Source organism: Niastella yeongjuensis (assembly GCF_900110245.1).
GTDB classification, from domain to species: domain Bacteria; phylum Bacteroidota; class Bacteroidia; order Chitinophagales; family Chitinophagaceae; genus Niastella; species Niastella yeongjuensis.
Genome location: NZ_FOCZ01000005.1, coordinates 362,621 through 386,570, shown reverse-complemented (window position 1 = coordinate 386,570; position 23,950 = coordinate 362,621). Strand labels below are relative to the sequence as shown.

The following is a 23,950-nucleotide window of genomic DNA, read 5'->3' as shown; positions in this document are numbered from 1 at the left end:
ACAAATGAAACATGTAACAATTGCAGGTTGCAGTTTGGTGCTTGCATTGGCATTCACTGCCTGTTCAAAAAACGACAGCAAAGTGTCGCAGGCGCAGATCCAGATCGGGCAGCAGGTAGACAACAGCGCTCCGTTATCCGGCGCAATTAAGGGCACCATGAAAACGGGCCTTACCTATACTGTCACCGGAAATGTGACCGTTAATGCCGGCGATACGTTGTTGATCCAGAAAGGGGTAACGGTGCAGGTTAAGAACGGAGCATGCTTCTTTGTAAATGGTACCATGGTTACATTAGGTACAAAAGAGGCACCGATCACCATTACCGATCCTTCCAGAACAAAAACTACCGGGTCATCAACCGCTACAACCGATTCTGCTTATGCAGGCGGCTGGGGTGGTATCTGGTGCGGACCTACCTGTCCGTTATTGGTGCTTAAATGGACGCATCTTGACTTTACCGGCGCTGGTTTGCAAAGCATTCCATTTGCAGGTCCGGCCGTGGGTGATAAATACGCTGTTTATTTCGGCAACTACAGCGGCAAATTTATTATGGAAGATTCCTGGATCTATGGTACGCCCGATGACGCTATCCGTTATTATGGCGGCGACATCTTTATGGTGCGTAATACCATGGAAAAATGCGGCGCTACCGGCGGTGATGGATTGAACGCCAAAGGTGGTACGCAGGGTGTTATGGCTTATAACCTGATCATTGGCGGTGCTACCAACGGTACCAAATCGGCCAATGATGGCAGCACCGGCAGAGAGTGTATGATTGCCATGTTCAACAATACCTATATCAACATGGGCTACAGAAATGTAAAGACCTTTGGCGCCCGCGGCGGTTCTATTGAAATTGAAAACAATTCAAGGGGACTGGCTTATAACAACCTGTTGGTAGATTGTCAGTTTGGGATGAGAGTTGCCGGCGGAAATGACGTAACAGCTAAAGTGTACCTGGCAGATACTACCGGCCCGCACAACGGCGACTTTATTCCCAGAACAGCCTATGGTTATAACTTCAATTATGTTGATAATGCAGCGCAGGCAGCGCAGATCGTTCCCACCAATGTGGCGCAGGCGGTAGTTACTTATCCGCAATCAACTGATGTTCCGGATATGAAAACATTCCTGGGAGCCGGTTATACCTTTGGCATCCAATATGACGGATCAGCATTGGTTGGACTGAACAACCCCCAGTTTGTTAATTATCCTTTGCCTAATATGAATTTTGCCACTCAGGCTTCGGTAGATGGCTACGATTTTCATTTGAAAACAGGTTCACCTGCATTGGGTAAAGGGTATACCAGCTTTACAATTCCAGTTAACATTCCAATTGATGCCAACTTTGGTGCAACAGCTGCGGCTACACCAGGAAAAGACCTCGGCTGCTATCAGGCCGACGGTTCCGGCAATCAGCATTAATCCATACCTTTTGAAACCCGCATTACCCCGGTTGGCAGCAGTGCATTGCCGGCCGGGGTTATTTTATAAAACACAATAAATGAAACGTTCTATTTTTATTTTACTGCTTGTTATATGCCATTCTCTTTGCGGGTTTTCCCAAACGCATACTTCCGGTATTGAACTGTTGAAAAAGACAGTGATAGGCGGGGAAGGCGGCTGGGATTATGTTTCTGTGAGTTCAGAAGACAGGCGTTTATATGTTTCTCATAACAACCAGGTAGAAGTGCTGAATGCAGACACCCATGAAAAGATCGGGGTTATTCCAAATACAAAAGGGGTACATGGTATTTGTGCCATTCAGTCGTTGGGAAAAGGGTTTATCACCAATGGCAAGGCCAATAACGTAACGGTGTTTGATATTAAGACGCTGCAACCACTGGCGCAGATTGCTACTGATGAAGACCCGGATGCGCTGTTATACGATCCCTTTACGAACCGGGTTTTTATTTTCAATAACGATGCTAAGAGCATTACGGTTATCGATGCCTTGTCAAATAAAGTAATCAAGACTTTCAATGCAGGAGGCAATCCGGAAGCTGGTGTAACAGATGGCGCCGGTACCATTTATGTGAACCTGGAAGATGCCAATGAAATTGTGGTATTTGATAGTAAAACGCTGGTCATAAAAAAGAGGTTTAAATTATCGCCCGGTGAAGAACCGACCGGTTTAGCATATGATAAACAAACCCACCGGTTGTTCAGCACCTGCCGTAAGAGCCAGTTGATGATGGTGATGGATGCCGATGATGGCAACGTTGTGGCACGATTACCCATCGGTAAATTAACAGATGGGGCCATCTTCGATGCACAGTCAAAGTTGGTTGCCTGTTCAAATGGCGAAGGGACTATAACAATAGTAAAAGAATTAGCACCCGATAAGTTTGAAGTGGTTGATACCATAGTTACTGCACGGGGCGCCAAAACCCTGGCTTTTGACAGCAAGACAGAACATCTGTATACGGTCACTGCGCAATTGGGAGATACGCCGGCGCCTACGGCGGCAAATCCAAAACCAAGACCAGCCATTATACCCGGCACCTTTATGTTGCTGGAGTATGGAAAGAAATTATAATAAAGGACTCAGTACAGGTTCACATGGTTAATTTCAATCCCCTTTCGTAATTGAAGGGGATTTTTGTTTACTTGCAGGTGTAACTAAACCTTCCTGTATGACAATAATTGATAAACTGGCCTGGATAGCAATTGAAAACAGAATGGTACTTTCTTCAAGATCATTCGGTAAGGATAAATTTTACATTCCTGGTGGCAAACGGGAGGCCGGAGAAACGGATGAACAGGCCTTGCTGCGTGAAATAAAAGAAGAGTTGAATGTTGAACTTGACAAAACTACCCTGAAAGCATTTGGCATTTTTCAAGCCCAGGCACATGGCCATGCCGAAGGGGTTATAGTCAAAATGACCTGTTATACCGCTGCCTACACTGGAACACTTTCTCCCCAGTCAGAGATAGAAGAAATAGCCTGGCTGACATATGCTGACAAAGACAAGATCTCACATGTCGATATACTCATCTTCGACTACTTAAAAGAAAATGATCTGATCGATTAGCCTCTTGACGTTTATTAAAGGTAAGTATTGAAAAAAGGAAGCATCTCTGAATAAATACAACCATCTTTTCCCGGTAGGCGCAAGAAATGGTTGTTATTTTTGAGCAGCCCGCTTTTTTTTCGGTTTTTTGGCGGACTAATAGGCTGTTCCGTGTCCTTTTGGTATATATAGTCGGTCTATGAATTGTGAAAAATGGGCAACCGGTTGCCTCCTGCTGTTTATAATGTTGATTTTTTGGGCAACCGGGTGTAAATACAAGGGAAACGAAATACCAAAAGCAGAAGGCACTCCATCAGCTAAACCGGACGCTGTTGTATCTGACCCATTGCCATCCTGGAATAACGGGCCTTTGAAAGAGTCCATTATTGCTTATGTAAAAGGAGTAACGGATACAGCCTCCCACACATTTATTCCCGTCATCGATCGGATAGCCACATTTGACAATGATGGCACGCTGTGGGCGGAAAAGCCCTTTGTACAGGAGTTATTTATCCAGTACCGGGTAAGAAGAATGGTAAAAGACAATCCGGCACTGGCTAATAAACAACCATTTAAAGCTGTACTGGAAGGCAATAAATCATATTTTACTACCGGTGGTGATAAAGCCATCATACAATTGATCGCAGCTATGCATACCGGTATGACGGCAGATAAATTTGAATTGGCCGTTCATGATTTTTTTGCCTATGCTACCTATCCGCGCCTGAATGTGCCAATCAGGGATATCATTTACCAACCCCAGCTGGAACTGTTACAATATTTACGGTCAAACGGTTTTACCACTTTTATTTGTACGGGTGGTACCGCTGAATTTGTGAGAGGCATCTCCTGGCAGCTTTATGATATACCCAAATACCAGGTTATAGGTACCACGTTCAAGTACCAATATAACGATAGCATAAAAAGCGTTATCCGCCAACCAGTCCTTACCCTCATCAATGACAAGGAAGGTAAACCGGCAGGTATAGCCACTTTCATCGGGCAACGGCCTGTCTTCGCCTGTGGCAATGAAGGCGGGGAAGGCGATATCGCCATGTTAACTTTCTGCCAGGGCAGCCGGTATCCATCCTATCAGCTACTCATCAATCACGACGATTCAACAAGGGAATTTTACTACCAGGAACAATCAAACGCATCTTTAAACGCTGCCGCTAAAAACAACTGGCATGTAGTAAGTATGCAAAAAGACTGGCAAAGGGTGTTTCCGGATACCAGCCAACAACACTAATAAGAACCAAATAATATTAAAATAATGGCAAAGGCAAAACCACAACAACCGAATATCCGGTTCAGGTGCCCGCAACCGGTTCGAAGGAAATACGTTTTTTGTAACCTATGGTTTTATTATTAAATCATTGGAGAAAAAGAAATGAAATCAGAGAAATACAGTACGCTATTCTTATTTGCGTTGCTGCTTGCTGTAAGCAGTCAGCCCATAACAGCGCAGAGAAGGGGAGGGGGACAAAGACCTGGCGGCGGAATTAACCGGCAGCCCATGCATGGCGGTGCCACGGAACGTACGCGGCCCAATATTAATAATAACAACATTAATAACAGGGATATTGACCGGAACAGGAACATCAACAATGCCAGCCGCAACAGCAATAACACCAATATCAGTGGCAATACGGTCAATGTAAATGTTGACAGAAGCCACGATGTAAATGTAGTCAATAACCGAAACACGGTGGTGCAGCGGAATAACATTGCTACCTACAGAAGACCGCCGTATGTATATGGAGGAGCAAGGTATTATTGTTATCATCCTTATGTGTATCATCCGTACCGGCCTTATTATTGGGGGCCCGCCTGGCATCCCTGGGGCTTTTTTGTGGCAGCCCTGACGGTTACCGCTATTGTAGTTACTATTGAAAATGAGAAATATCACTATGATCAGGGTGTTTGGTATGCACAATCTGGTGGAGGGTATACGGTTGTACAGGCGCCGGTTGGCGGTACTGTTACAACCATTCCTTCCAACAGCCAGACGACCGTAGTGAACAATGTTACCAATTATTATTATGGGGGCGCTTATTATCAAAAAGACGGTACTACTTATAAAGTAGTACCACCACCAGCCGGCGCTGTAGTAGAGAATCTGCCCGAGGGTGGGGAAGAAGTAAAGGTGGGTGATCAAACTTATGTTAAAATTGGAGAAACATATTATCAGCCGGTACAGGTTGATGGCAAAAATAAATATGAAGTGGTGCAGGTAGAATCTGAAAAATCATAGTTGTATTTTCTTTTCTATAACAAATGTGATATCACCCATTAATTATCTCATAGAACATCTTCAGGTGTTTACAGGAGCTTTGCAGGAAAAATTGAATTATGAGAAAACCATGGTTCCTGATTTGTTTGTTAAGTTTTTCCTTTACAGAGTTGCTGGCGCAAAAAAGTTATTTTATCACTACACCCGACAAGATCAAATTGTACATCAACGAATATGGTACGGGCAAGCCGGTGGTGATGTTAGCTGGCGGTCCGGGCATCAATCCAGGTTATCTTCAACCGATCTGCCACAAAATGACTGGATATCGGTTTATCGTTCCTGATCAGCGTGGCACCGGCCGGTCTGTAATGAACAACATGGATTCACTGAACCTGGTTGTTGATAAGTATGTAGAAGATCTGGAAGCAGTGAGAGTGCAATTAAAGTTGCCGAAGCTGACCATTTGCGGGCACTCCTGGGGTGGAATGCTGGCCTATGCATATGCAGCTAAATATCCCGATAAAGTAGAACGGCTGGTGTTGCTGGGACCGGGCGGTATTACGCCCAGGTTTTTTGCTTACTTCTATTCCAATATTAATTTTCGGCTGCACCAGGAAGACAGGGACGAAGCCAGCCACGCGGTTGCAGGCGATCTGGTAGCAGAATTAAAAGCCATTTGGCCGGGTTACTTTTTCAGCAGGGAACGGGCATTGGCATCGAAGCAATTGTTAGATTCCAGCCTGGCAAATAAAGGTGCTTCAAAAATAGATCAGGTAACCACCGGCAATTATAATGCTACCACCATTGCCAGATTGAATGGGTTACACAACTACAAAAGCCCGCTCTATATTATACAGGGCCGGCAGGACCCGGTAGGTGAGTCGACTGTATATGAGACCGCAGAGCTAGTGAAGCAAAGCAAATTCTCCTTTATTGAAAATTGTGGGCATCTTCCCTGGCTGGAAGAAGAGAAGGAGGCCAGTGAGTTTTACGAGCTGTTGGATTATTCATTGAAAAATTAACGCTGTCTTATTAGGGCCTCCGGCAAACCGGGGGCCTATGACGTGATACCCCACATCTCACACATGCACGATCCAATTCATGAATAAAATCAAAGTATTATTGGTTGATGATGAACCTGTATTAGCAGCTATCATCAAGGAATCACTGGAAATGCGCGAGTTTACCGTTCATATTGCATTAAATGGTATTGATGGCTGGAATCAATTCAAAGAATTGAGACCGGATATCTGTGTCATCGATGTGGTATTGCCCAGGAAAGATGGTTTTGCGTTGGTATCTGAAATTCGCCTGGTAGATGAAAACGTACCGGTTATGTTCCTGACAGCCAGATCAGAAACGGAAAATGTTATTCGTGGGTTGGAGGCGGGGGCTGATGATTATATGAAGAAACCATTTTCCATGGAAGAGCTGGTGTTGCGATTAAAAGTATTATTGCGGCGGCGAAGCTACGGGTTCAATACCCGTTTAGATCCTTCCGAAGAAATAAAGATAGGCCGTTATGTATTTAATGCCCGCAGACTGGAGTTAAGCTGGAACAGGGAAATCATTCAGTTGTCACAACGCGAGGCAGAACTGTTGCAATTGCTGATCGATGTAAAAAATAGTTTGCTCGACAGGAAAACTGCACTTATTAAATTATGGGGGAAGGATGATTTTTTTTCTGCAAGAAGTATGGATGTGTATATCACCCGTATCAGAAAATATTTCCGCCCCGATACGTCTGTTGAAATTGTGAACATCCGGGGAAAAGGCTACAGCCTGCTGGAACATTCATAGAGGCAGCAATTGATAGCAATACCTAATAGTACGAGACTATCAGGTATTGTTGGTTTTCAAACTACGGATCTTAAAAAACGGGGCTATTTTTTATCTGCTGTAAAGGAACCATTGTCTACTTCCTTTAAAAATTGAGTCAGATTATTAAAGTAGTTTTGCTGATCATCATACATAGACAGATGACTGCCGTTAGGACACAAATAGGTACGGCTGTTAGGTAACAACTGACCTTCTCTTTTTAAACCCTCTGGATTCATTTCATCTTTCATTCCGCCTAATACCAGCACAGGTATTTTGATGTCAGGCAGTCTGTCCCAAAATTCCCAATCTTTAAAATTGCCGGTAACATGGAACTCGTCAACACCCTGCATTTGCTGATAGATAACCGGGTTCATTTTTTTAAAGGCGCGTAGTAAAGGCTCCGGCCACTGTTCCAGTGGCATACGGCAAATTACCTGTGTATACAGCCTGCCCATCATCAGTTCATTATAAGCAGGGGAGCTGTACTGCTTCAGTTTATCGAGCGAATCATATACCGTGCGCTCTCTTTCGGAAAATATTTGTTGTTTTAACTGAGCGGTATAAGTGGTGTAATCTTTCATGCCGGCGGTCATGTTCGAAAGCACCGCACCTTTTACATGCGACTGGTATTTATGCAGGTATTCCATGGCCAGCATACCACCCCAGGAGTGGCCCAATAAATAAAAGCTGTCGAGTTTCAATCCTTTTCTTACCTGTTCCACTTCTTCAATAAACCGGGGCAGATGCCAGAGGGAGGTATCTGAGGGGTTGTCTGAATAACCGCTGCCCAACTGATCGTAGTAATATATTTCCATTCCTTCTTTGGGCAGAAAATCTTCAAAGCATTCAAAATAATCATGGTTAACGCCCGGGCCGCCATGTAACAACAAGACCTTTATTTTACCATCGCCTATTTTTTTTGTCCAGACCTGGTATTTGCCAGCTACTTCAATCATTTTACTGCCGCCTGTTTTTACTTCATTGGCCGGGGAGTCAGTTGATGAAGCAGTGGCTTTTTCCGTTGTGTTGGTTTTACAGCCCAACAGGCTGATTGCCGTTAAGGCAATGAGGAACGTTTTTTTCATTTATGCGAGTTTAATTTTGCACAAGTTTGTCTTCTTTGAAGCAAAAAGGATCTGTGTTCCAGATATCGATGAGCTTTTTCCAGGAATCGTTTTCTTTTCTCCAGATGCTTATTCCTTTATTGACATTTATAAAGGATTTGCCTAACGTATGATATACGGAGATCTGGTTCTCTTCGGTTATATACGCCAGGTCACCGGATTTGGAAATGACAACGCTTTTAGGTTCCCAGCTGACCTTGAAACCCGGCGTGCGGGCTTTATCGAGCAACATGTTTTTAATAGCCATCTTACCCTTTATGGGCGGGTGTCCCGGTGGCATCACCACCGCGTCATCAGCCCAGTAGCTTAAAATTGTTTCGGTACTATCGGCTAATGATAGTTTTGAAAGTTCCCTGCTTAATTGCATCAGTTTCGCTTCTTCTTTTATTTTATCGACAGGCTGATTGCAGGCTCCTAAAACAAGCAGAAGGAACAGGCTTCCAAGAGACGGTATTTTCATATTACTGTTGTTAATAATTATGGCAGCTAAATTAGAACTACCCACTGTTAAACATCTATGCATAATCGTTAACTAGTGTTAATACTACTAAGTGGGTAGTGCGCGATGAACGCTTATGCAAACCAGTTGCCGGTCAATAGTTCTTCCAGTTGCCTGATCTCTTTTGGATGCATGGTTTTTTTTCGCTTGGCAAAATGCAGCGTGTTTTCTACCTGGGAACAACCTTCCCAGGCAAGTTTTATGGTTTTGCTTTCGATCTCTTTTTTACAAAGAAAATCGGGCATCACGGCAAAGCCTTTACCTCCCTGCAGGCAACGCAGTATGGAACCGAAATTGGGCACTACATAATTGGGTTTGAAATCGGGCAGGCAATCGAAGTTAGCGAGGTAGAAATGTTTCAGGTGTTCCATGTCGGCCGCTGTAGTGAACCATATCTGTTCTTTCAGCCATTGCCTGATGTGTGTTGTTTTACCTTCCAGTATGAGTTCATTCAATGCTGAGGTGGCTGTTTCACTGCCGCAGATCAGCACAATGCGTTCTTTGGTAAACGGAGTATATTCAAGGTTTAGTTGTTGTCCTTTTTTGGCGGTTAGCACCAGGTCGAGCGCACCGGTATCCAGGTCGTGCAGCATCTCTCCGTATTCCCCAAATTTCATAATAAGGTTGAAGGGAAGTTTTGCAATGTGCTCTTCAAGGGTTTGCTCAAACATTTCGAAACCCATTCCTACACCAATGGTTGGCTTATCTACTTTTGAATTTCTGCAGATCGTTTGTTCCACCTGCGTGAGGGTGTTCAGGGAATCGAAAATGCAATTGTACAGGATGATGGCCCGCTCGGTAGGGATCATCTTCCTGGTTTCGCGCTCAAACAGGCGGTAGCCGGTATAGGTTTCCAGCGAACGTAAGTGAAGGCTTACGCCCGGCTGGGAAATATACAGCTCCTGCGCAGCGGCAGAAAGATTGCCCGTTTCATAGATAGTCTTAAATGTTCTAAGCCATTCCAGGTTCAACATATAGGTGTCTTTTGATCGGTTATTTGATTGGATAGCCTGGGTTTTGTACCAGGAATTGATTAGCCTGTAATTCTGATCTGGGAACGGGATACCATTGGTCTGTTGGTTGCCAGTCACGTTTTATAGCGCCCAGCACTTCGTCGGCCCTGGTTATATTGGGATTGTTGATGCCGGGCCAGCGCCGGAGATCGAGCCAGCGGTGCCCCCATTCGGAAAACAGTTCTACCTGCCGCTCATGTTCAACCGCACTCATACATTCCTGTTGGGTAAGTGTGGTTAACAGTGCAGGCAGGCCTGCCCGGGCGCGCACCACATTAAGGTCATCTATTGCCGCTTGTGTTTCCCCAAGACGCACATGAGCTTCTGCCCGTATCAGGTATTGTTCTGCCAGCCGGAATATGATGTAGTATTCGGTAGGGTTGGTATTTCCGGTAGCGCCTTTGTCTTTATATTTATTGGCGGTTGTATAGGTGCTGCCTGAAAAAACATTGTTCACCACCCATGCCTGTCTTCGAAGATCACCGGGTTCAAAGGCTGCCAGCAGTTGAGGGGTAAGACTGGTGGCGCTTCGCTGATACAGCACCACATCTGCAACGGCACCCGATACGCCGCTGCCAACAGAGGGCATGAGTTGCCAGATAGCTTCGGGGCTGTCTTTTAAAAATGCCGAAACGGGTGTGGGTAAAGGCAGGTACAGGTTACTGGCAATCACCGATGTTGCCTGGTCAATGGCATCAGCGTATCGGTTCTGATATAAATACACCCTTGCCAGCAAGGCGTTTGCCGCCATTCGATTGGGGCGGGCCCTGCTTTTGCCGGGATATGCATTGGTTAACAATTCCCGGGCCTGCAACAGATCGGCCAGTATTTGATCGTATACCTGTTGGCGTGGTACGCTTTTGGCGTTCCGGTTCGCCTGCAGGTCAGGAGTGGTAACCAGTGGTACGGCATCGCCCCAGATATTTACCAATAAGAAGTTGATAAATGCCCGGCAAAAAAGAGTTTCTCCCAGTAATTGATGCTGTAGCGGGGTACTTAACCTGGTAGTTGATTGAAGCGCCCTGATACAGGTGTTGGCCGTCAACAGACAGGTGAAGCCTTCGTCCCACATGTAATCTATCTCCGTGTCGGTATAAAGCAGCGAGTCGAGTGCGAAGTAATCGAGGATTTGTCTGCAAATAACATCATCTGCTGACCGAGCGGTAAAAAACGACAAACCGCCGCATTGAAAATAACCGTTGGATCCCATCTGGTTATAAATGCCACTAACAGCAGCAACAGCCGATGCACTGTCGCCGAATGCCTGATCGATGCCCAGCTCATTAGGCGGCGGCGGTACCTCCAGCAATTTGTTGCAGGCTGTAAACCCGGTAAGCAGCAACCCGGCAAAAAGCAAATGGTAGAGTATGGTAATATAGCGTTGCATATAAATTACAGATTGATGGTGAAACCGGTTACCAGTATTCGCCGTAAAGGCAATTGCGTGTCCGTTAAGCCGGCCTGTTCAGGATTGGTACCCTGATAAGCTGTAGAGAGCACAAGCAGGTTTTCCGCATTGAGATAGATGCTCATGCCCCACTTATGCAACAGGGATTCGGGGAACCGGTAGTTGAGGGAGGCGTTTTTTATGGCCATATAAGAAGCATCACCCCAGTTAATATCCATAGTAAGGTTGTTTGAGATCGGACCTGCATAGAAGGCCCCGCCTGGTTGCTTATGCTGTATTACGGAGAGCGGTTGATTGCCTATACCGGTTGGGTCCAGATTACCCGGAAGCCCTGTGCCCTGCATGTTGATAAAACCTTGCTGTTTGGCATAAACGCAATTGATTGACAGGGAGACCCCCTTCCAGGAAATACCGGCCTGCAGCCCGCCTGTAAAAGCCGGGTTGTTGTTGGCAAAATGGGACACTGCTGCCGGGTGCGCGGGATCGACATATTGATACAGTCCCAGTTTTGTATTCAGAAAGGACGACCACAGCTCCTGCCTGATCAGCGGCTGTCCTATGTCATAATAATAATCCAGGTATAAACTTTCCAGCCCGGGGTAGGCAAGCAGTTTGTTTCGGTTGGCGGCTATGTTAAAATGAATGTTCCAGTTTATACCGGTAGGGTGTACGGACGATCTGTAATCGATCAGGGCTTCAATGCCACTGTTTTCTACCTTGGCGGCTGTATTGTCTATGAATGTATTTTGATTGCCCACCACCCCGCTAACCGGCGTAATGACAAATTGATTACCGATAATTTCCCGGTACCATTGAAATGTCAGCTTCAGTCGTTGATCGGTCAGGAAATAAAGATCGATGCCAAGATCTGCACTATTGGCCTGGGCCCAGCCAAGATTTGGATTAGCCGTTCGCGTGAGTGTAAGGCTGGACACGCCATCATATATTCCATTGGTAAAGATCCCATATAGGAAGTTAGGCAGGGGAAAACCCACCGTGCCAGGTCTGGTATAAGTGGCGAAATAAGCATAGGGAAGATAATTCTGACAGCCGGTAATACCATAACTGCCCCTGATCTTTCCAAACGTAAGCAACGGTAAATGGCGGCCCCAGGGTTCATCTGTAAAGATCCAGCCAAGACCCATAGATCCAAAATTTCCATATCGCCGGCCGGGGCCAAAGCTGCTGGAACCGTCCCGGCGAACAGACAGATCAGCCAGGTATTTACCGGCATACAGATAACTTGCACGTCCCCACCCAGACAATGTTTTACGTACTGCAATATTGTTGAGATAAGAAAGTGTTTTGGCTCCTGTCAGGCTGCCCATCTGATCATCGGTTGTAAATCCCCTGCCGGTAGTTACGTGTCCTTCCTGTTTGTCTGACTGAAAACTTCCACCTGCCTGCAGAATAAAGTGGTTTCGCTCCATGCTGTTTTCGTAACGCAGGCTGGGCTCAACAGTGAACCCGTTATCGGTGCTGTGCCCAAAAGAGGAGGAACGAACAGACGAAAGCAGGGTGGAATCGCTGGAGATGGGCGGCGTCTTCCGCAATTGCCTGCCATTGCTTCCGATATAGCCGGCATTGATCGAAAATACCAGGGACCGGATGAGTTCATACGACAAATGGGAACTCACCTGCATACTTGACCAGTTAGCCTGATAGGTGTACCGCATCAATTGCATCGGATTGCCTGTAAGCAGACTGGTACCGGTGGCGCCTGTTTGCCATTGTTTATTATTTATCTGGCCATTTTCATCGAGCATAGCGGGTGCGTTGGGCGCCAGGAAAATATAGTTATAGGCATCGTAGAACGGTTGAAAGGAATAAAAAGCAGCGCCACTTGCCACCGTAACCAGTTTAAACCGGTTGTTGTGCGAACGTGTTGAAATATGTAACGACAGCGTACTTCTTTCTTCCCTGAATGCAGCCGTTCCCGGTGGGGTGGGGTACGAGGCCCGTGCATTGTTATAACCTGCGCCGAGCCGGTAGGCAGTAGGCCCTTTTCCCCCTGATAGTTCAAGATGTGCATTGGAGTTAGGAGCGCTTCCCAGTAATACTTGCTGCCAGTCGGTATAACGGGTGGTATCCCATTGTAACAGATCAAACGAATGGAGCCCCGCTACTGGGAGACCCGTTTTGATCGTATTATCCCAGGCTTCATGACGCATGGCCAGGTATTGTTGGGTATTCATCAGTTTCAGGCGTTTTGCCTGTACGTTGATGCCTGTATTGACGGTAATATTCAGGGCTGTTTTACCGGGCTTGCCTTTTTTCGTAGTAATGATGATAACACCGTTAGCGGCACGTGAACCATATAAGGCGGTGGCTTCTGCGTTCTTGAGTACCGAGATGCTTTCTATATCGAGCGGGTTGAGCCAATACAAAGGATCATGTCCGCCGCCGGCGCCTATAAGGCCGGTGCTGGCATCCATGCCATAATTATTCCCCGAGGCATGTACCAGGTCAGGCGCCATCGGCAAGCCATCCACTACCATTAACGGTTTGCTGAGTAAGTACACCATGCTGCTTGCTCTCGAAACAGCAACCGCATCTGGCGGGATTATATTTGTACCCCGAAGCTGGATATTGTATACACTGCTGGCAAAGCTGCCACTTTGCCAAACATTCAAACCTGGTATACGCCCGGCAAGTGCCTCTACTATATTCAGTGCGGGTATCTTCTCTATATCGGCTGATTTTACCATGGCAATATCGCCGGTGCGGAATCGTTCAGATGTAGCGCCGTATGCCCTGATCACCGTTTCATCGAGCACGTTATCTGCCAACTGCAACACGATGTTGCCAAGATCCCTTTTATTGCCTGGTTGCAGGCTGTGGCTTTTCAGTCCCACAAAACTGATGTTCACAGAATCGGTGGCCTGCAGCTCTTTTATTTTCAGCACGAACAAACCAAACCTGTCTGTTTGGGTGCCTGCATTGGTACGCATCAGTATAACCGATGCCATTTCCACAGGCTGGCCTTGTGCATCGACTACCCGGCCGGTGATATGCACAACACGGGCATCGTTGACCGGATCTTTTGTTTGGGTATCGTCGTCGAGTTTGAAAATAATGATGGTGTTGCTACGTACATTGAAGCCAAGCCCCTGCCCCTGCAGGCAGTGCTGCAATATGTCTTCTACAGGCATTTCCTGCACATGCAGCGTTACCTTATGCGCAGTTTTCAATAAAGCGCTTTCATAAACAAATTCAATACTGGTTTGCTTCCTTATCTCCATAAATACCTGTTCAAGACTTAAATTCTTTCCTGAGATGCTTACCCGCTGCGAAAGGGCAGGAGTGCACATATACAGCATCGCAGTCAGGAAAAAAAAGGCAATTAGCTTCATAACCAAAAATATATTGCGCAGCAAGGACCCTGACGGGGTTTTGCCGCCTGATTTGAAATGCATAACTTGGCTTCAGTTTTGGTTAGGAATGTAATTGTCTGATCGCAATCGGGCTTTATATACAGCCGGGACTACTTCCGGGAGCGGCGCAATCGCTCCCGTTTTCTTACGGTATCGGGTATGGTGATCTTTTTATTTATGACCGGGAATCACTACTATAGTCGAATCGTTTGTCATTTCAAAATGCACCTTGCGGGTGTCTGATAAAATATCGAGCAGTTCATTAATATGCTCCTTTCTTGAAATTTGTCCGCTGAAATGGATATCATCCACCGCACCATTATATTCGATTTTCACCTTGTACCACCGGGCAATCTGCCGCATAATAGAAGGTATATCGGTTTCATTAAACCGAAATTGTCCCTCACGCCAGGCGGTCACTTCATCTGTCTGAACCGGGATGGGTTGAGATAGCCCGGATGATCGGGAAACCGATACCTGTTCCCCCGGTTTAAGAACAACAGTTTCCTCCTCTCTGCCCTCTGCCCTCTGCCTTCTGCCCACTCTTACGCTTCCCTCCAGCAACGTTACCCTGGTGGCGTCTTCATCACTATATGCCATTACATCGAATTTGGTACCCACTACCTGCACCTGCGCGTTATTGGCAGTAACAAGGAAGGGCTTTGTTTTGTCCTTTGTTACACTGAAATACGCTTCGCCGGTTATAGCCACTTCCCGGGTATCACCCTTAAATGAAGCAGGATACCTGATGGAAGAAGCTGCACTTAACCATACCTCACTGCCATCAGCCAGCAATACGCGGTGTTGTTCACCCGGGGCTGTTGAAATTGTTTTATAAACTATCGACGGGCCGCCGTTCTTTGTTGATCCGGTTTTAAGCAAATAGAACCACGAAGCCAAGCCAATAAGTACCAGCAACGAGGCCGCCGCCAAAAAACTGCCCATCTTTATTGTCGCTTTTGGGGCAACAGCCGGTAATGGTTCACCGAGTGCGCTAAAGATGGCAGCCACCGCATTGTCTTCGTCATATTGCATCAATGCCTCCAGCTCCGCCGTCAGGTTTTCCCTGTTTTGCAGGGTTTCCAGCAACTGCGTATTGGATTCGTTACTGTTCAACCAATCGGCCAGTTCCTGCTGTTCAGCAGGCAGCAGCGGTTGCTTTTCACGCATTTTGTGAATAAGGGCAGCCATACGGACTGCCTGGTTATATATTAGTTCGTTTTCATTTCTTGATGACATAATACAATCGGTGGTATATATAAAACGCCGCCCGGGAGAAATCGACCCCCACCGGCTTCAACTTTTTTTTAAAGATTTTTATCAGCCAGCAGGGCTGCCGTAGTAAGCAGGCCCAATAGGGGTTCGCTGCGTTTTGAAAACCGGCCGCGGAGAGCGACCAATGCTTTATATTTCTGTTTTTTTACGGCTTTCAGGTTCATGCCAAGCTGAGTGGCAATTTCACTGACCGTTAAACCATCGCGGTAGCTGAGGAAAAAGACCTGTTGCATTTTGGCAGGCATGGCTTTAACGGCCTGAAAGATAAGCGCAACAGATTCCGCCCTGATGATCTCTGTTAACACCGGTTCCAATGTTTCTGCTGCCTCTATGGTTGCCTGCTGGTGCCGGTTGTCGAGCCGATTGCGGCTTCTGATCAGGTCCAGGCAACCATTACGGGTAATAGTGTATAAATACACTTTAAGCGCCTGGGTGGAGTTGAACGATTTGTTCGACTTCCACAATTTTATAAAGGATTCCTGAACCACATCTTTGGCGAGGGAAGCATCTGGAAGGAATTTTTCCGCAAAGCGGCACAATACAGGATAGTAGGAACGAATAAGTATTTCGAGGGCCGCAGTGTCTCCCACCGATAACCGGGTAAGTATTTCTTCTTCCTGTAATGTAAATAACGCGGCCACTACTAAATGGTTGTAGCCGCAATATAGAGATATTGCCATGATATTCCTATGCCGGCAGTCACATAATAATTAACATGGCCGGCGCAGGAGGCTATTTTGCCTGATATGTAAAAAATGTTTATGTTACACTTCTATGGGCGAGGTCAGCGTTACCTCCCTTTCATCCAATAGCGGAATGATCTGATCTATGGCCAGCTTTTTAAAGTGTGCGGAATTTATATGTGCCTGTTGCGACACTTCATCTGTATATCCTTCGGTTAAAATAAGGGTATTGTTATCTGTACGGCTTTGATGAACCTGGTAAAAAAGGTTTCCTTCTTCCTTTACAGAGGCAGCATGCAGCTCTTTAAGCAGTTTTAATACAACGGGCATATTACCTGCTTTTACTTTCCATTTGGCAAATACAGTAACAGGAGTTGTTGCCATTATTGGTGATTTTTTCTATTGATGCTAATAAAACAATCAGTGAGCAATAGCTGCCCTTCTTTCTGCTTGAGAAAGAAGGGCAGCTATTGCTTCAAAAAATGATCAGGCTTCCAGGATAGCGATCACCTTTTCTGCCACGCCCTGGGCAGAAGCAGGATTTTGACCGGTTACCAGTCTGCCATCAGCAATACTGTAGGCTTGCCAGGGGGCTACACAACTGTAGTCGGCGCCGCGTTCTTTGAGGGCATCTTCCAGTTCAAAAGGAACATCTTCTTTGGCATAATTCATTTCTTCGGCAATACTAAAGCCGGTTACTTTTTTTCCGTCAACCAGATAAGAACCGTCTTTCAACTTCACGTTTATCAATGAAACAGGACCATGGCAAACCGCGCTTACCACCTTTCCTTTGTCGTACATAGAAGATAAAATGTTTTGAACGGTTGGGTTATCTGGCATGTCCACAACGGGGGCCAGACCGCCCGGTACAAAAACGGCGTCGTAATTATCTACCAATGCCTTGTCGATGCCAGTAGTGTTTTTGAATTTGGTGAGGCCTTCATCAGCCAGGAATGCCTTATTGGTAGGATCATCCAGTTCTACCATATCAATGGGAGCTTCTCCTCCTTTCACACTGAATACATCGATATCGTACCCCTGCTTTTTAAAAGTTTCGTAGGGATGGGCTACTTCGGTTAATAAATTTCCGGTGCGGCGGTTTTTAGGCCCAATAACATTGGTGCTCGATACCATAAACAAGATCTTCTTACTCATAGCAAAATGATTAAAGTGATTAATTAATGAATAGTACTTGTTGCTGTCAATAATGATCGTTGTGCAGGAGGAGGATTTATTCAGGCACTAAAGGTCAACCTGATCCCGTGAATTGTAAAATCACAGGAATAATAGATGCTATTATAAAAATTATAGCAACATAAAAAAAGCCTTCCCGGTTTAACCAGGAAGGCCTTTTTGATATATACGGTATGGATTATTTACCCTTGCGGGAAAGGTAGAGCCGTGCTGATTCGCTCATTGTTATAATGGCCCCACCGAGGATAACGATATCCTTTATTACCAGCCGGCCCCGGCCGGAAAGATAAGGGAAGCCGTGCGCTGGATCACCAATATTCGGTACCCAGCTCTCAGGGGTAGTGACTAAAAACGACAGAGTGCCCAACGTCATCAGAAATACCAGTATACTTCCTACCATACTGGCTAACGGAAATACTTTATGCAAGGCTACCAGCACACTTAATATGATCAGAAACGTACCCAGCCCATAAGAAAAACCATAGGTGTTATTCAGGCTATGCCAGCTGTGGTTGGCAACGACAATCGCGCCTTCCGGGTTCATGTGTGTTTTATATTGTGTGGGATGGTTGTAGAAAAATGACATAAACGGGCTATTCGCCACAAACGGTACTATACCGTCTGCTTCATAGGTAGTGAACTTCAAAGCTCCGATCCAAAGAAATACGACTACAATTCCGAATCTGACAGCGTTCCGGCCAACCTGGTCAAGCGATGCAATTTTTGTTACAAAAGACTTATTCATAGATAATAGTTGTTGACGTTTTGATATAGCAAAACTATTAACTACTTCACTGCCGGAACATGGACAAAGATGGATAAGTCATGCACTTTTGTGACAAGAAGGGCAGAGGGCAGAGGGCAGAGAAATTTCAGCGAGGCAAGATCGCACATTAGTTTCAAAATGCGTAAATGCAGATACGCGAAGCATCTTTGAACCCAATCATAACTGGCTATTGCCTTTATTTCTGCCCTCTGCCTTCTGCCCTTTTTCTTCAAGCCAAATCAGCAACAACAGAAATCCCAATATTGTCCCGATAAGCCTGTGGCGAAACCTTGGTGAATTTTTTAAAGAAACGGCTGAAGTAAAATTCATCGGAGAAATTCAGGGCAAATGCGATCTCCTTAACGGATTGCCGGGTAAGGTGCAATCTTTTCTTGGCTTCCAGGATCAATCGTTCCTGGATCATAAGGGAAGGCGATTTGCCAAAATACCGCTGGCTTTTTTTCGCCAGGGTGTTGGGGGTGATGGCCAGCAGATCGGCATAATCGGCTGGTTTGTGCAGCGTGAGGTAGTTTTTTTCCAACAGATTTTTGAAAGCTTCCATGTCTTCATCCCGCCCGTTATCAGGCTCCGGCTTTTCCATGGATTTTAACTTGATGCTGCTCGCTTTTGCCAAAAACAATTGCAGGTATGACCGCAGCACCATTTCATCGGGTCCGGCAGCGCCCAGTTCTTCGATCAGGTCGCGGCACAGTTTTTCAAAAAAAACGGTGTGGTCGGCTGCTAAAGATACCGAGGGCTCTATGTAAATATTGTTGAAGAGGAGGCCATTACAGGCAACCTCCGCTTTGTGGTATTCGATGCAGTAAAAATCACCATGGAAGTGGAGGGTAAAACCTTTTAATGGCTGGTTTCTGTTTATGGACAATTGCTGCAGCGGAGTGGCAAACAACAATACAGGTGCCTGAAATTCAAATTTGCCAATATCGGCAATCCAGGTGCCATTGCCCTCCGTTAAAAAGAGAACGGTATACAATGGAACACGCAAGGGTGTATCGAGCAACCGCGGCCCGATTGCTTCAACTGCCAGTAAAGTAACTTCATCTTTTGAAAAAAGCCGGTTCAAGCTGTTCATAGACTAGCTGTGAGGAAGGTCTCAACAGCCTCAAAAATAATAAAATCCGCGAGTATAGATCGTTAACTTTCAATAACAGAAATAAAGTTACCGGCAGGATCTTTGAACCAGGCGATTACAGGGCCCTGGCCGCGGGAAATGCCTTTTTTATCCGTCTTTAATTCGCCGCTGTTGTACTGTTCGAAAACAATACCCCGGGCAGTCAGCTCGTCCACAGCAGCTTCCACATTATCCACCACAAAGTTGAGTACCGTAAAAGTGGCCGGTTCATGATTTTCCTTTTCATAAATCATCATCCCATTCTCATTGCCGGGAATGTTTAACGTCAGCGTATTCATGGGTGTTTTGGCAACATCCAGCTTAAGAATACCCGTATAAAACTTAAAAGCTGTGTCAATATCATCAACCGAAAAAGTATTAAATACTTTCTTATATGTTAATGTGCTCATGGTATTTTGTTTTAGGGAGTATTGCTGAAAAAGGTATGCCAGCCGGGGCCTTACTCACCCTGTTGGGAGATCAGTATTTGAAGGTTCTTCTGTTTTCCCGCATTAAGATGCTCCTGACAGTAAGAGGTATAAAAATGATGGGTGATCATAAACGACAGGGTGCTGTTGCTCCAGTCTTCGATCTTTCTTCCCAGTTTTGCTTCCAGTTCGGCTTTTACCAGTTTATTATGTACAAAAAAATCATCGGTACCGAGGTGATACAGGTCTGCATCGCAAATGATCTTTTCCGATAATGTGTGCGGGTTTACCGGCATTTTGGTTGCCATTATGTACTTGCTTATTTCTTCAATGGTGCGGTGGTCAACCCGCCGGGTCGATAAAAAATCCACCAGCAGGTCAATGCTTTTTAGTTCATGGGTGCTGCTGTCGGCCAGCAAATACCCGGTGTCATGAAACCAGGCTGCGGCCAGAATTTTGAATAGCTCCAGGTTATTGTACTGATAAAATTCAGCGATCTCTTTGGTATGGGTTACAACCTGAACGGTATGTTGCAGGTTATGATAAATTAAATTCGGGCGTGGGTATTGCGAGAATAAGCTTTTTACATGTTTCTCAATGTCGGATAACAAGGTCGCTGTGTGCATTTTTCTAAAGAAAAGGGGATTAAGGAGGGAAGTTCCCCGGTAATTCTGAAGAAATTCTAAAGGAACCCGTATAATACAACCATCAGTACCGCAACGGTAATGATCGTATAAAGCAGGTCTTTTTCCAGCACAAAACCCACTATGGAAAACAGGATCCTCGCAATAGGTGTGGCGATCAGGAACAGCAACCCCAATTGGATCACTGATCTTCCTCTGCCCTGAAAAGCTGTTTGCCAAATGCGTTTATAGGACGTTAGTCGTTCAGGCTCACCTTTAAAAAAAGTATATTGTGATTGGTCGAAACCATGTTGTTTTAAAAAGATCAGGGCACCCGCCACCACAATAATGGCTGAAAATAATACGCCATATCGCAACAGGTTGCCCATTATTATTTCAAGGTCTTTGTCTTCAGGTGTATGCCTGTGTTTGCCCATGGTTACAATTTATGGGTGATGCCGTTATAGATCATTTCTACTGCAAGAATAGAGATGATAATAGCAAAAAGAAATTTCAGTACCCGGGTTTTTGCTTTGAATAAAATTTTAGAACCGATGAAGGCGCCCAGTAAAACACCCAGCACAACGGGCATCGAAAGCCCCGGATCTATATACCCCTCTCTTAAATAAATACCGGCGCTTACCGCGGCCGTAACGCCGATCATGAAATTGCTGGTGGTGGTAGATACCTTGAATGGAATACGCATGATCCTGTCCATGGCAATAACCTTCAACGCGCCGGAGCCAATGCCCAACAATCCCGAAACTATCCCGGCTACATTCATCATTACAAACCCGCCGGTTACATGTTTCACCGTATAAGGTTGCATGCCCGTTTCGGTTGGATATTCATTATTCAGCCGTAACCAGTTTGATAACCGGCCGGGCAATTCCCCATCAATCTTTGCTTCGTGGTGAATAAAAGAAGTGGCCGCCGAAATAAGCAGTATGATGCCAAAAACAATGGCAATACCGGAAGTGGAAACGTGTTTTGCTAACACAGCTCCCATAATGGCGCCAATGGTGGTGGCCAGTTCAAGGAACATTCCTAACCGGATATTGGTAATACCTTCTTTTACATAGGCTGCCGCTGCGCCCGATGAGGTGGCTATCACGCTGATCAGGGAAGTGCCGATGGCATAATGAATATCCACTTTAAATACAAGGGTTAACAGTGGTATCAATACAACGCCGCCACCCAATCCTGTTAAAGATCCAATAAACCCGGCTATGGCAGCGCCTAAAATTAAAACCAGCGTGAAGGTGAGAACGATCATAGGTTATTTATTTCATGGCAACATCAATCCTAAAATACGCATTAAAAATGAATAAGAAGAAGTGTAAAAATGAACTTTATTATTCACCACTGTATTATCTTACAGGCTTAAAAAATAGTGCCACGTATGAAAAAACTCGGAATGGCTACCCTGTTCCTGATTGTATTGGTTGGTAAAATAATAGCGCAGGACAAAATTGAAAAATGGGATGTATTTGAATTGACATTAAAAGGCCCCGCTACTGGTAATCCGTTTATGGGGACCGAATTGCTCGCCCGGTTTACCAATGGCGATAAAGTATATGAGCAGGAGGGGTATTACGATGGCAATGGTATTTACAAGATCCGGTTCATGCCCGATAAAGAAGGTACCTGGAGTTATGTTACCACGAGCAATAAAAAAGAACTGAATAACAGCAAGGGCAATTTTGAGTGTACGCCTGCTGCAACCAATAATCATGGTCCGGTAAGGGTAAAGGCCACCTATCATTTTCAATACGAAGATGGAACACCGTACTGGCCTTTTGGTACCACCATTTACGAATGGCCTTTTCAGGACTCTGCAACAAAAAAGCAGACAATAGAAACAATGGCCGCCAGTGCCTTCAACAAAGCCCGTTTTTTAGCTGTGCCGCCGTATAAAGACAGGTATATTACCGGTCCGCTCACTATTACTACATTTCCATTCGAAGGCACCAACCGCGACAATTGGGATTTTTCCCGGTTCAACCCCGCGTATTTTAAAAACCTCGATTCTTGTGTAGCGGAGTTGAGACGGATAGGTGTGGAAGCGGATATGATCCTTTTCCGTCCGTACGATAAAGGCAAATGGGGTTTTGATATGATGGGCCAGGAAGTGAACAAACGCTTTACCCGCTATATGGTGGCCCGTTATGCTGCCTACCGCAATATCTGGTGGAGCATGTGCAACGAAAACAGTTTTATCAGAAACATGACTGATGAAGATTGGGACGAACTGTTTAAACTGGTACAGGAGAAAGACCCCTATCATCACCTGCGCTCTATCCACAATGCCGATAGGATTTACGATTACGCCAAACCATGGGTAACACATGTAAGCCTTCAATATTACAATGTGGTGAAAGCACCGTGGGGCACGCCTTTGCTGCGCGACCTGTACAAAAAACCAATCGTGAATGATGAGATCAATTACGAAGGGGATATCGAAAGCCGCTGGGGACAATTGTCGGGCGAAGAAATGACTTACCGGTTTTGGAATGCCTACATCGGTGGCGGTTATGCTACACATGGGGAAACATATAAATCGAGTCCCTGGATCTCATACGGTGGTAAGTTGATCGGTACAAGCCCGGCGCGCATAGCGTTTTTAAGAAAGATCGTGGAAAGCGGTCCTAAAGGTGGACTGGAACCGATTGACCAATACTGGGAAACCAATATGGCGGGAAAGGCAGGTGAGTATTACCTCGTTTATTTTGGGAAAGATAAACCGGCCAAATGGGATTTTGTGCTTCCTAAAAGAGATCTTACCAATGGAGCCAAATTCAAGGTAGATATCATCGACACCTGGAACATGACCATTACCCCGGTTGATAAAGAATTTGAAATAATACCTATGCCAGATAACCGGTATAAATTCATCGAAAAAAACAAGGCCTCTATAAAGCTGCCGGCCAAACAATACCTGGCGTTGCGCATCTATAAAACAGCTGATGGTACCAAAGTGGCCAATGATGGCCGGCATGAGTTGGAATAGGACGTAGGGAGTAAGAAATAGGAAGTAAGAAATAGGAAGTAGGAAATAGGACTTTTGACAAGAAGCAGGAAGCACACGAATTTCGTACTTCCTGCTTTTTGCTTTTTTATCTTCGGAAATGCCATATTTTATGAAGATATTTGAAAGTTACTTGTCCTCAGTCATCAGGCCGCGTAGCCTTTTGTAAATCTTAAACCACTATACGCAGGCGATAGCTGATCTGGAATAAAATCTAAATCGATTTAGAACCTCCATGCATCCTCGATATCTGTAGATTATTCTTTCTTCTTCAACTCCCGCCGCTAAATAATTTCTCTAACGTTATAGCTAAAGTGACGTTCCTGGCTCCAAC

23 protein-coding genes are annotated in these 23,950 nt (G+C 45.5%); 8 read left to right on the top strand and 15 right to left on the bottom strand.

The features are described from left to right. The first annotated feature begins 4 nt into the window (after positions 1-4). The 7 genes from BMX95_RS15580 (at position 5) to BMX95_RS15550 (ending at position 7,048) form a co-directional block, all read left to right on the top strand. Positions 5-1,426 (top strand): hypothetical protein, encoded by a 1,422-nt coding sequence (locus tag BMX95_RS15580; protein ID WP_081203362.1) that lies wholly within the window; start codon positions 5-7, stop codon positions 1,424-1,426. 79 nt (positions 1,427-1,505) lie between these two features. Continuing rightward, positions 1,506-2,540, top strand: a complete 1,035-nt coding sequence (locus tag BMX95_RS15575) for a YncE family protein (protein ID WP_081203361.1) — start codon at positions 1,506-1,508, stop codon at positions 2,538-2,540. Between the two features lie 97 nt (positions 2,541-2,637). Continuing rightward, entirely contained in the window at positions 2,638-3,036 is a 399-nt protein-coding gene (locus BMX95_RS15570; RefSeq protein WP_081203360.1) for an NUDIX hydrolase, read from the top strand. A gap of 178 nt (positions 3,037-3,214) precedes the next feature. Continuing rightward, positions 3,215-4,264, top strand: coding sequence for an HAD family hydrolase (locus tag BMX95_RS15565; protein ID WP_207631702.1), 1,050 nt, complete (start codon positions 3,215-3,217; stop codon positions 4,262-4,264). A gap of 141 nt (positions 4,265-4,405) precedes the next feature. Beyond that, positions 4,406-5,269: a DUF6515 family protein gene (locus BMX95_RS15560; RefSeq protein WP_081203359.1), complete on the top strand. Its 864-nt coding sequence runs from the start codon at positions 4,406-4,408 to the stop codon at positions 5,267-5,269. Positions 5,270-5,367: 98 nt separating this feature from the next. Further along, the gene (locus BMX95_RS15555) at positions 5,368-6,270 is read left to right on the top strand and encodes an alpha/beta fold hydrolase (RefSeq protein WP_081203358.1); all 903 of its coding nucleotides are present in this window, start codon (positions 5,368-5,370) and stop codon (positions 6,268-6,270) included. Positions 6,271-6,349: 79 nt separating this feature from the next. Then, positions 6,350-7,048, top strand: coding sequence for a response regulator transcription factor (locus BMX95_RS15550; RefSeq protein ID WP_081203357.1), 699 nt, complete (start codon positions 6,350-6,352; stop codon positions 7,046-7,048). An 83-nt stretch (positions 7,049-7,131) separates the two neighbouring features. Here the strand turns inward: BMX95_RS15550 and BMX95_RS15545 are convergent, their stop codons facing one another. The 15 genes from BMX95_RS15545 to BMX95_RS15475 form a co-directional block, all read right to left on the bottom strand. Continuing rightward, entirely contained in the window at positions 7,132-8,154 is a 1,023-nt protein-coding gene (locus BMX95_RS15545) for a proline iminopeptidase-family hydrolase (protein ID WP_081203356.1), read from the bottom strand. 10 nt (positions 8,155-8,164) lie between these two features. Continuing rightward, positions 8,165-8,653, bottom strand: coding sequence for a YybH family protein (locus tag BMX95_RS15540; protein ID WP_165759067.1), 489 nt, complete (start codon positions 8,651-8,653; stop codon positions 8,165-8,167). Positions 8,654-8,766: 113 nt separating this feature from the next. Continuing rightward, the gene (locus tag BMX95_RS15535) at positions 8,767-9,666 is read right to left on the bottom strand and encodes a LysR family transcriptional regulator (protein WP_081203354.1); all 900 of its coding nucleotides are present in this window, start codon (positions 9,664-9,666) and stop codon (positions 8,767-8,769) included. 19 nt (positions 9,667-9,685) lie between these two features. Further along, positions 9,686-11,092 carry a RagB/SusD family nutrient uptake outer membrane protein gene (locus BMX95_RS15530; protein WP_081203353.1) on the bottom strand — a complete coding sequence of 469 codons (1,407 nt, stop codon included), beginning with the start codon at positions 11,090-11,092 and terminating at the stop codon, positions 9,686-9,688. A 5-nt stretch (positions 11,093-11,097) separates the two neighbouring features. Further along, complete coding sequence (locus tag BMX95_RS15525) at positions 11,098-14,466, bottom strand: SusC/RagA family TonB-linked outer membrane protein (RefSeq protein WP_165759066.1); 3,369 nt, start codon at positions 14,464-14,466, stop codon at positions 11,098-11,100. Positions 14,467-14,658: 192 nt separating this feature from the next. Next, positions 14,659-15,726, bottom strand: coding sequence for a FecR family protein (locus BMX95_RS15520; protein ID WP_081203351.1), 1,068 nt, complete (start codon positions 15,724-15,726; stop codon positions 14,659-14,661). Positions 15,727-15,794: 68 nt separating this feature from the next. Further along, on the bottom strand, positions 15,795-16,442 hold the full coding sequence (locus tag BMX95_RS15515; RefSeq protein ID WP_081203350.1) for an RNA polymerase sigma factor: 648 nt from the start codon (positions 16,440-16,442) through the stop codon (positions 15,795-15,797). 84 nt (positions 16,443-16,526) lie between these two features. Continuing rightward, positions 16,527-16,829, bottom strand: coding sequence for a putative quinol monooxygenase (locus tag BMX95_RS15510; RefSeq protein WP_081203349.1), 303 nt, complete (start codon positions 16,827-16,829; stop codon positions 16,527-16,529). A 102-nt stretch (positions 16,830-16,931) separates the two neighbouring features. Further along, positions 16,932-17,600 (bottom strand): type 1 glutamine amidotransferase domain-containing protein, encoded by a 669-nt coding sequence (locus tag BMX95_RS15505; protein WP_081203348.1) that lies wholly within the window; start codon positions 17,598-17,600, stop codon positions 16,932-16,934. Positions 17,601-17,817: 217 nt separating this feature from the next. Further along, a complete protein-coding gene (locus BMX95_RS15500) occupies positions 17,818-18,384 on the bottom strand; it encodes a DUF417 family protein (protein ID WP_081203347.1) in 567 nt (188 codons plus the stop codon). Between the two features lie 250 nt (positions 18,385-18,634). Next, positions 18,635-19,498 (bottom strand): helix-turn-helix domain-containing protein, encoded by an 864-nt coding sequence (locus tag BMX95_RS15495; protein ID WP_090519455.1) that lies wholly within the window; start codon positions 19,496-19,498, stop codon positions 18,635-18,637. Between the two features lie 62 nt (positions 19,499-19,560). Next, positions 19,561-19,947, bottom strand: coding sequence for a VOC family protein (locus BMX95_RS15490; protein ID WP_081203346.1), 387 nt, complete (start codon positions 19,945-19,947; stop codon positions 19,561-19,563). 50 nt (positions 19,948-19,997) lie between these two features. Further along, positions 19,998-20,591, bottom strand: coding sequence for an HD domain-containing protein (locus BMX95_RS15485; RefSeq protein WP_081203345.1), 594 nt, complete (start codon positions 20,589-20,591; stop codon positions 19,998-20,000). 56 nt (positions 20,592-20,647) lie between these two features. Beyond that, positions 20,648-21,025, bottom strand: coding sequence for a DUF1634 domain-containing protein (locus BMX95_RS15480; protein ID WP_081203344.1), 378 nt, complete (start codon positions 21,023-21,025; stop codon positions 20,648-20,650). A 2-nt stretch (positions 21,026-21,027) separates the two neighbouring features. Further along, positions 21,028-21,864 carry a sulfite exporter TauE/SafE family protein gene (locus BMX95_RS15475; RefSeq protein WP_081203343.1) on the bottom strand — a complete coding sequence of 279 codons (837 nt, stop codon included), beginning with the start codon at positions 21,862-21,864 and terminating at the stop codon, positions 21,028-21,030. Positions 21,865-21,990: 126 nt separating this feature from the next. Here BMX95_RS15475 and BMX95_RS15470 point away from each other — a divergent pair, with 126 nt between their 5' ends. Beyond that, positions 21,991-23,598 (top strand): DUF5605 domain-containing protein, encoded by a 1,608-nt coding sequence (locus BMX95_RS15470; protein ID WP_207631700.1) that lies wholly within the window; start codon positions 21,991-21,993, stop codon positions 23,596-23,598. The last annotated feature ends 352 nt before the right edge of the window (positions 23,599-23,950 follow it).

Excerpts from the sequence above, each read along its gene's own strand:
- BMX95_RS15580 (WP_081203362.1), top strand. The coding sequence starts at position 5 with ATGAAACATGTAACAATTGCAGGTTGCAGTTTGGTGCTTGCATTGGCA.
- BMX95_RS15575 (WP_081203361.1), top strand. The coding sequence starts at position 1,506 with ATGAAACGTTCTATTTTTATTTTACTGCTTGTTATATGCCATTCTCTT.
- BMX95_RS15570 (WP_081203360.1), top strand. The coding sequence starts at position 2,638 with ATGACAATAATTGATAAACTGGCCTGGATAGCAATTGAAAACAGAATG.
- BMX95_RS15565 (WP_207631702.1), top strand. The coding sequence starts at position 3,215 with ATGAATTGTGAAAAATGGGCAACCGGTTGCCTCCTGCTGTTTATAATG.
- BMX95_RS15560 (WP_081203359.1), top strand. The coding sequence starts at position 4,406 with ATGAAATCAGAGAAATACAGTACGCTATTCTTATTTGCGTTGCTGCTT.
- BMX95_RS15555 (WP_081203358.1), top strand. The coding sequence starts at position 5,368 with ATGAGAAAACCATGGTTCCTGATTTGTTTGTTAAGTTTTTCCTTTACA.
- BMX95_RS15550 (WP_081203357.1), top strand. The coding sequence starts at position 6,350 with ATGAATAAAATCAAAGTATTATTGGTTGATGATGAACCTGTATTAGCA.
- BMX95_RS15545 (WP_081203356.1), bottom strand. The coding sequence starts at position 8,154 with ATGAAAAAAACGTTCCTCATTGCCTTAACGGCAATCAGCCTGTTGGGC.
- BMX95_RS15540 (WP_165759067.1), bottom strand. The coding sequence starts at position 8,653 with ATGAAAATACCGTCTCTTGGAAGCCTGTTCCTTCTGCTTGTTTTAGGA.
- BMX95_RS15535 (WP_081203354.1), bottom strand. The coding sequence starts at position 9,666 with ATGTTGAACCTGGAATGGCTTAGAACATTTAAGACTATCTATGAAACG.
- BMX95_RS15530 (WP_081203353.1), bottom strand. The coding sequence starts at position 11,092 with ATGCAACGCTATATTACCATACTCTACCATTTGCTTTTTGCCGGGTTG.
- BMX95_RS15525 (WP_165759066.1), bottom strand. The coding sequence starts at position 14,466 with ATGAAGCTAATTGCCTTTTTTTTCCTGACTGCGATGCTGTATATGTGC.
- BMX95_RS15520 (WP_081203351.1), bottom strand. The coding sequence starts at position 15,726 with ATGTCATCAAGAAATGAAAACGAACTAATATATAACCAGGCAGTCCGT.
- BMX95_RS15515 (WP_081203350.1), bottom strand. The coding sequence starts at position 16,442 with ATGGCAATATCTCTATATTGCGGCTACAACCATTTAGTAGTGGCCGCG.
- BMX95_RS15510 (WP_081203349.1), bottom strand. The coding sequence starts at position 16,829 with ATGGCAACAACTCCTGTTACTGTATTTGCCAAATGGAAAGTAAAAGCA.
- BMX95_RS15505 (WP_081203348.1), bottom strand. The coding sequence starts at position 17,600 with ATGAGTAAGAAGATCTTGTTTATGGTATCGAGCACCAATGTTATTGGG.
- BMX95_RS15500 (WP_081203347.1), bottom strand. The coding sequence starts at position 18,384 with ATGAATAAGTCTTTTGTAACAAAAATTGCATCGCTTGACCAGGTTGGC.
- BMX95_RS15495 (WP_090519455.1), bottom strand. The coding sequence starts at position 19,498 with ATGAACAGCTTGAACCGGCTTTTTTCAAAAGATGAAGTTACTTTACTG.
- BMX95_RS15490 (WP_081203346.1), bottom strand. The coding sequence starts at position 19,947 with ATGAGCACATTAACATATAAGAAAGTATTTAATACTTTTTCGGTTGAT.
- BMX95_RS15485 (WP_081203345.1), bottom strand. The coding sequence starts at position 20,591 with ATGCACACAGCGACCTTGTTATCCGACATTGAGAAACATGTAAAAAGC.
- BMX95_RS15480 (WP_081203344.1), bottom strand. The coding sequence starts at position 21,025 with ATGGGCAAACACAGGCATACACCTGAAGACAAAGACCTTGAAATAATA.
- BMX95_RS15475 (WP_081203343.1), bottom strand. The coding sequence starts at position 21,864 with ATGATCGTTCTCACCTTCACGCTGGTTTTAATTTTAGGCGCTGCCATA.
- BMX95_RS15470 (WP_207631700.1), top strand. The coding sequence starts at position 21,991 with ATGAAAAAACTCGGAATGGCTACCCTGTTCCTGATTGTATTGGTTGGT.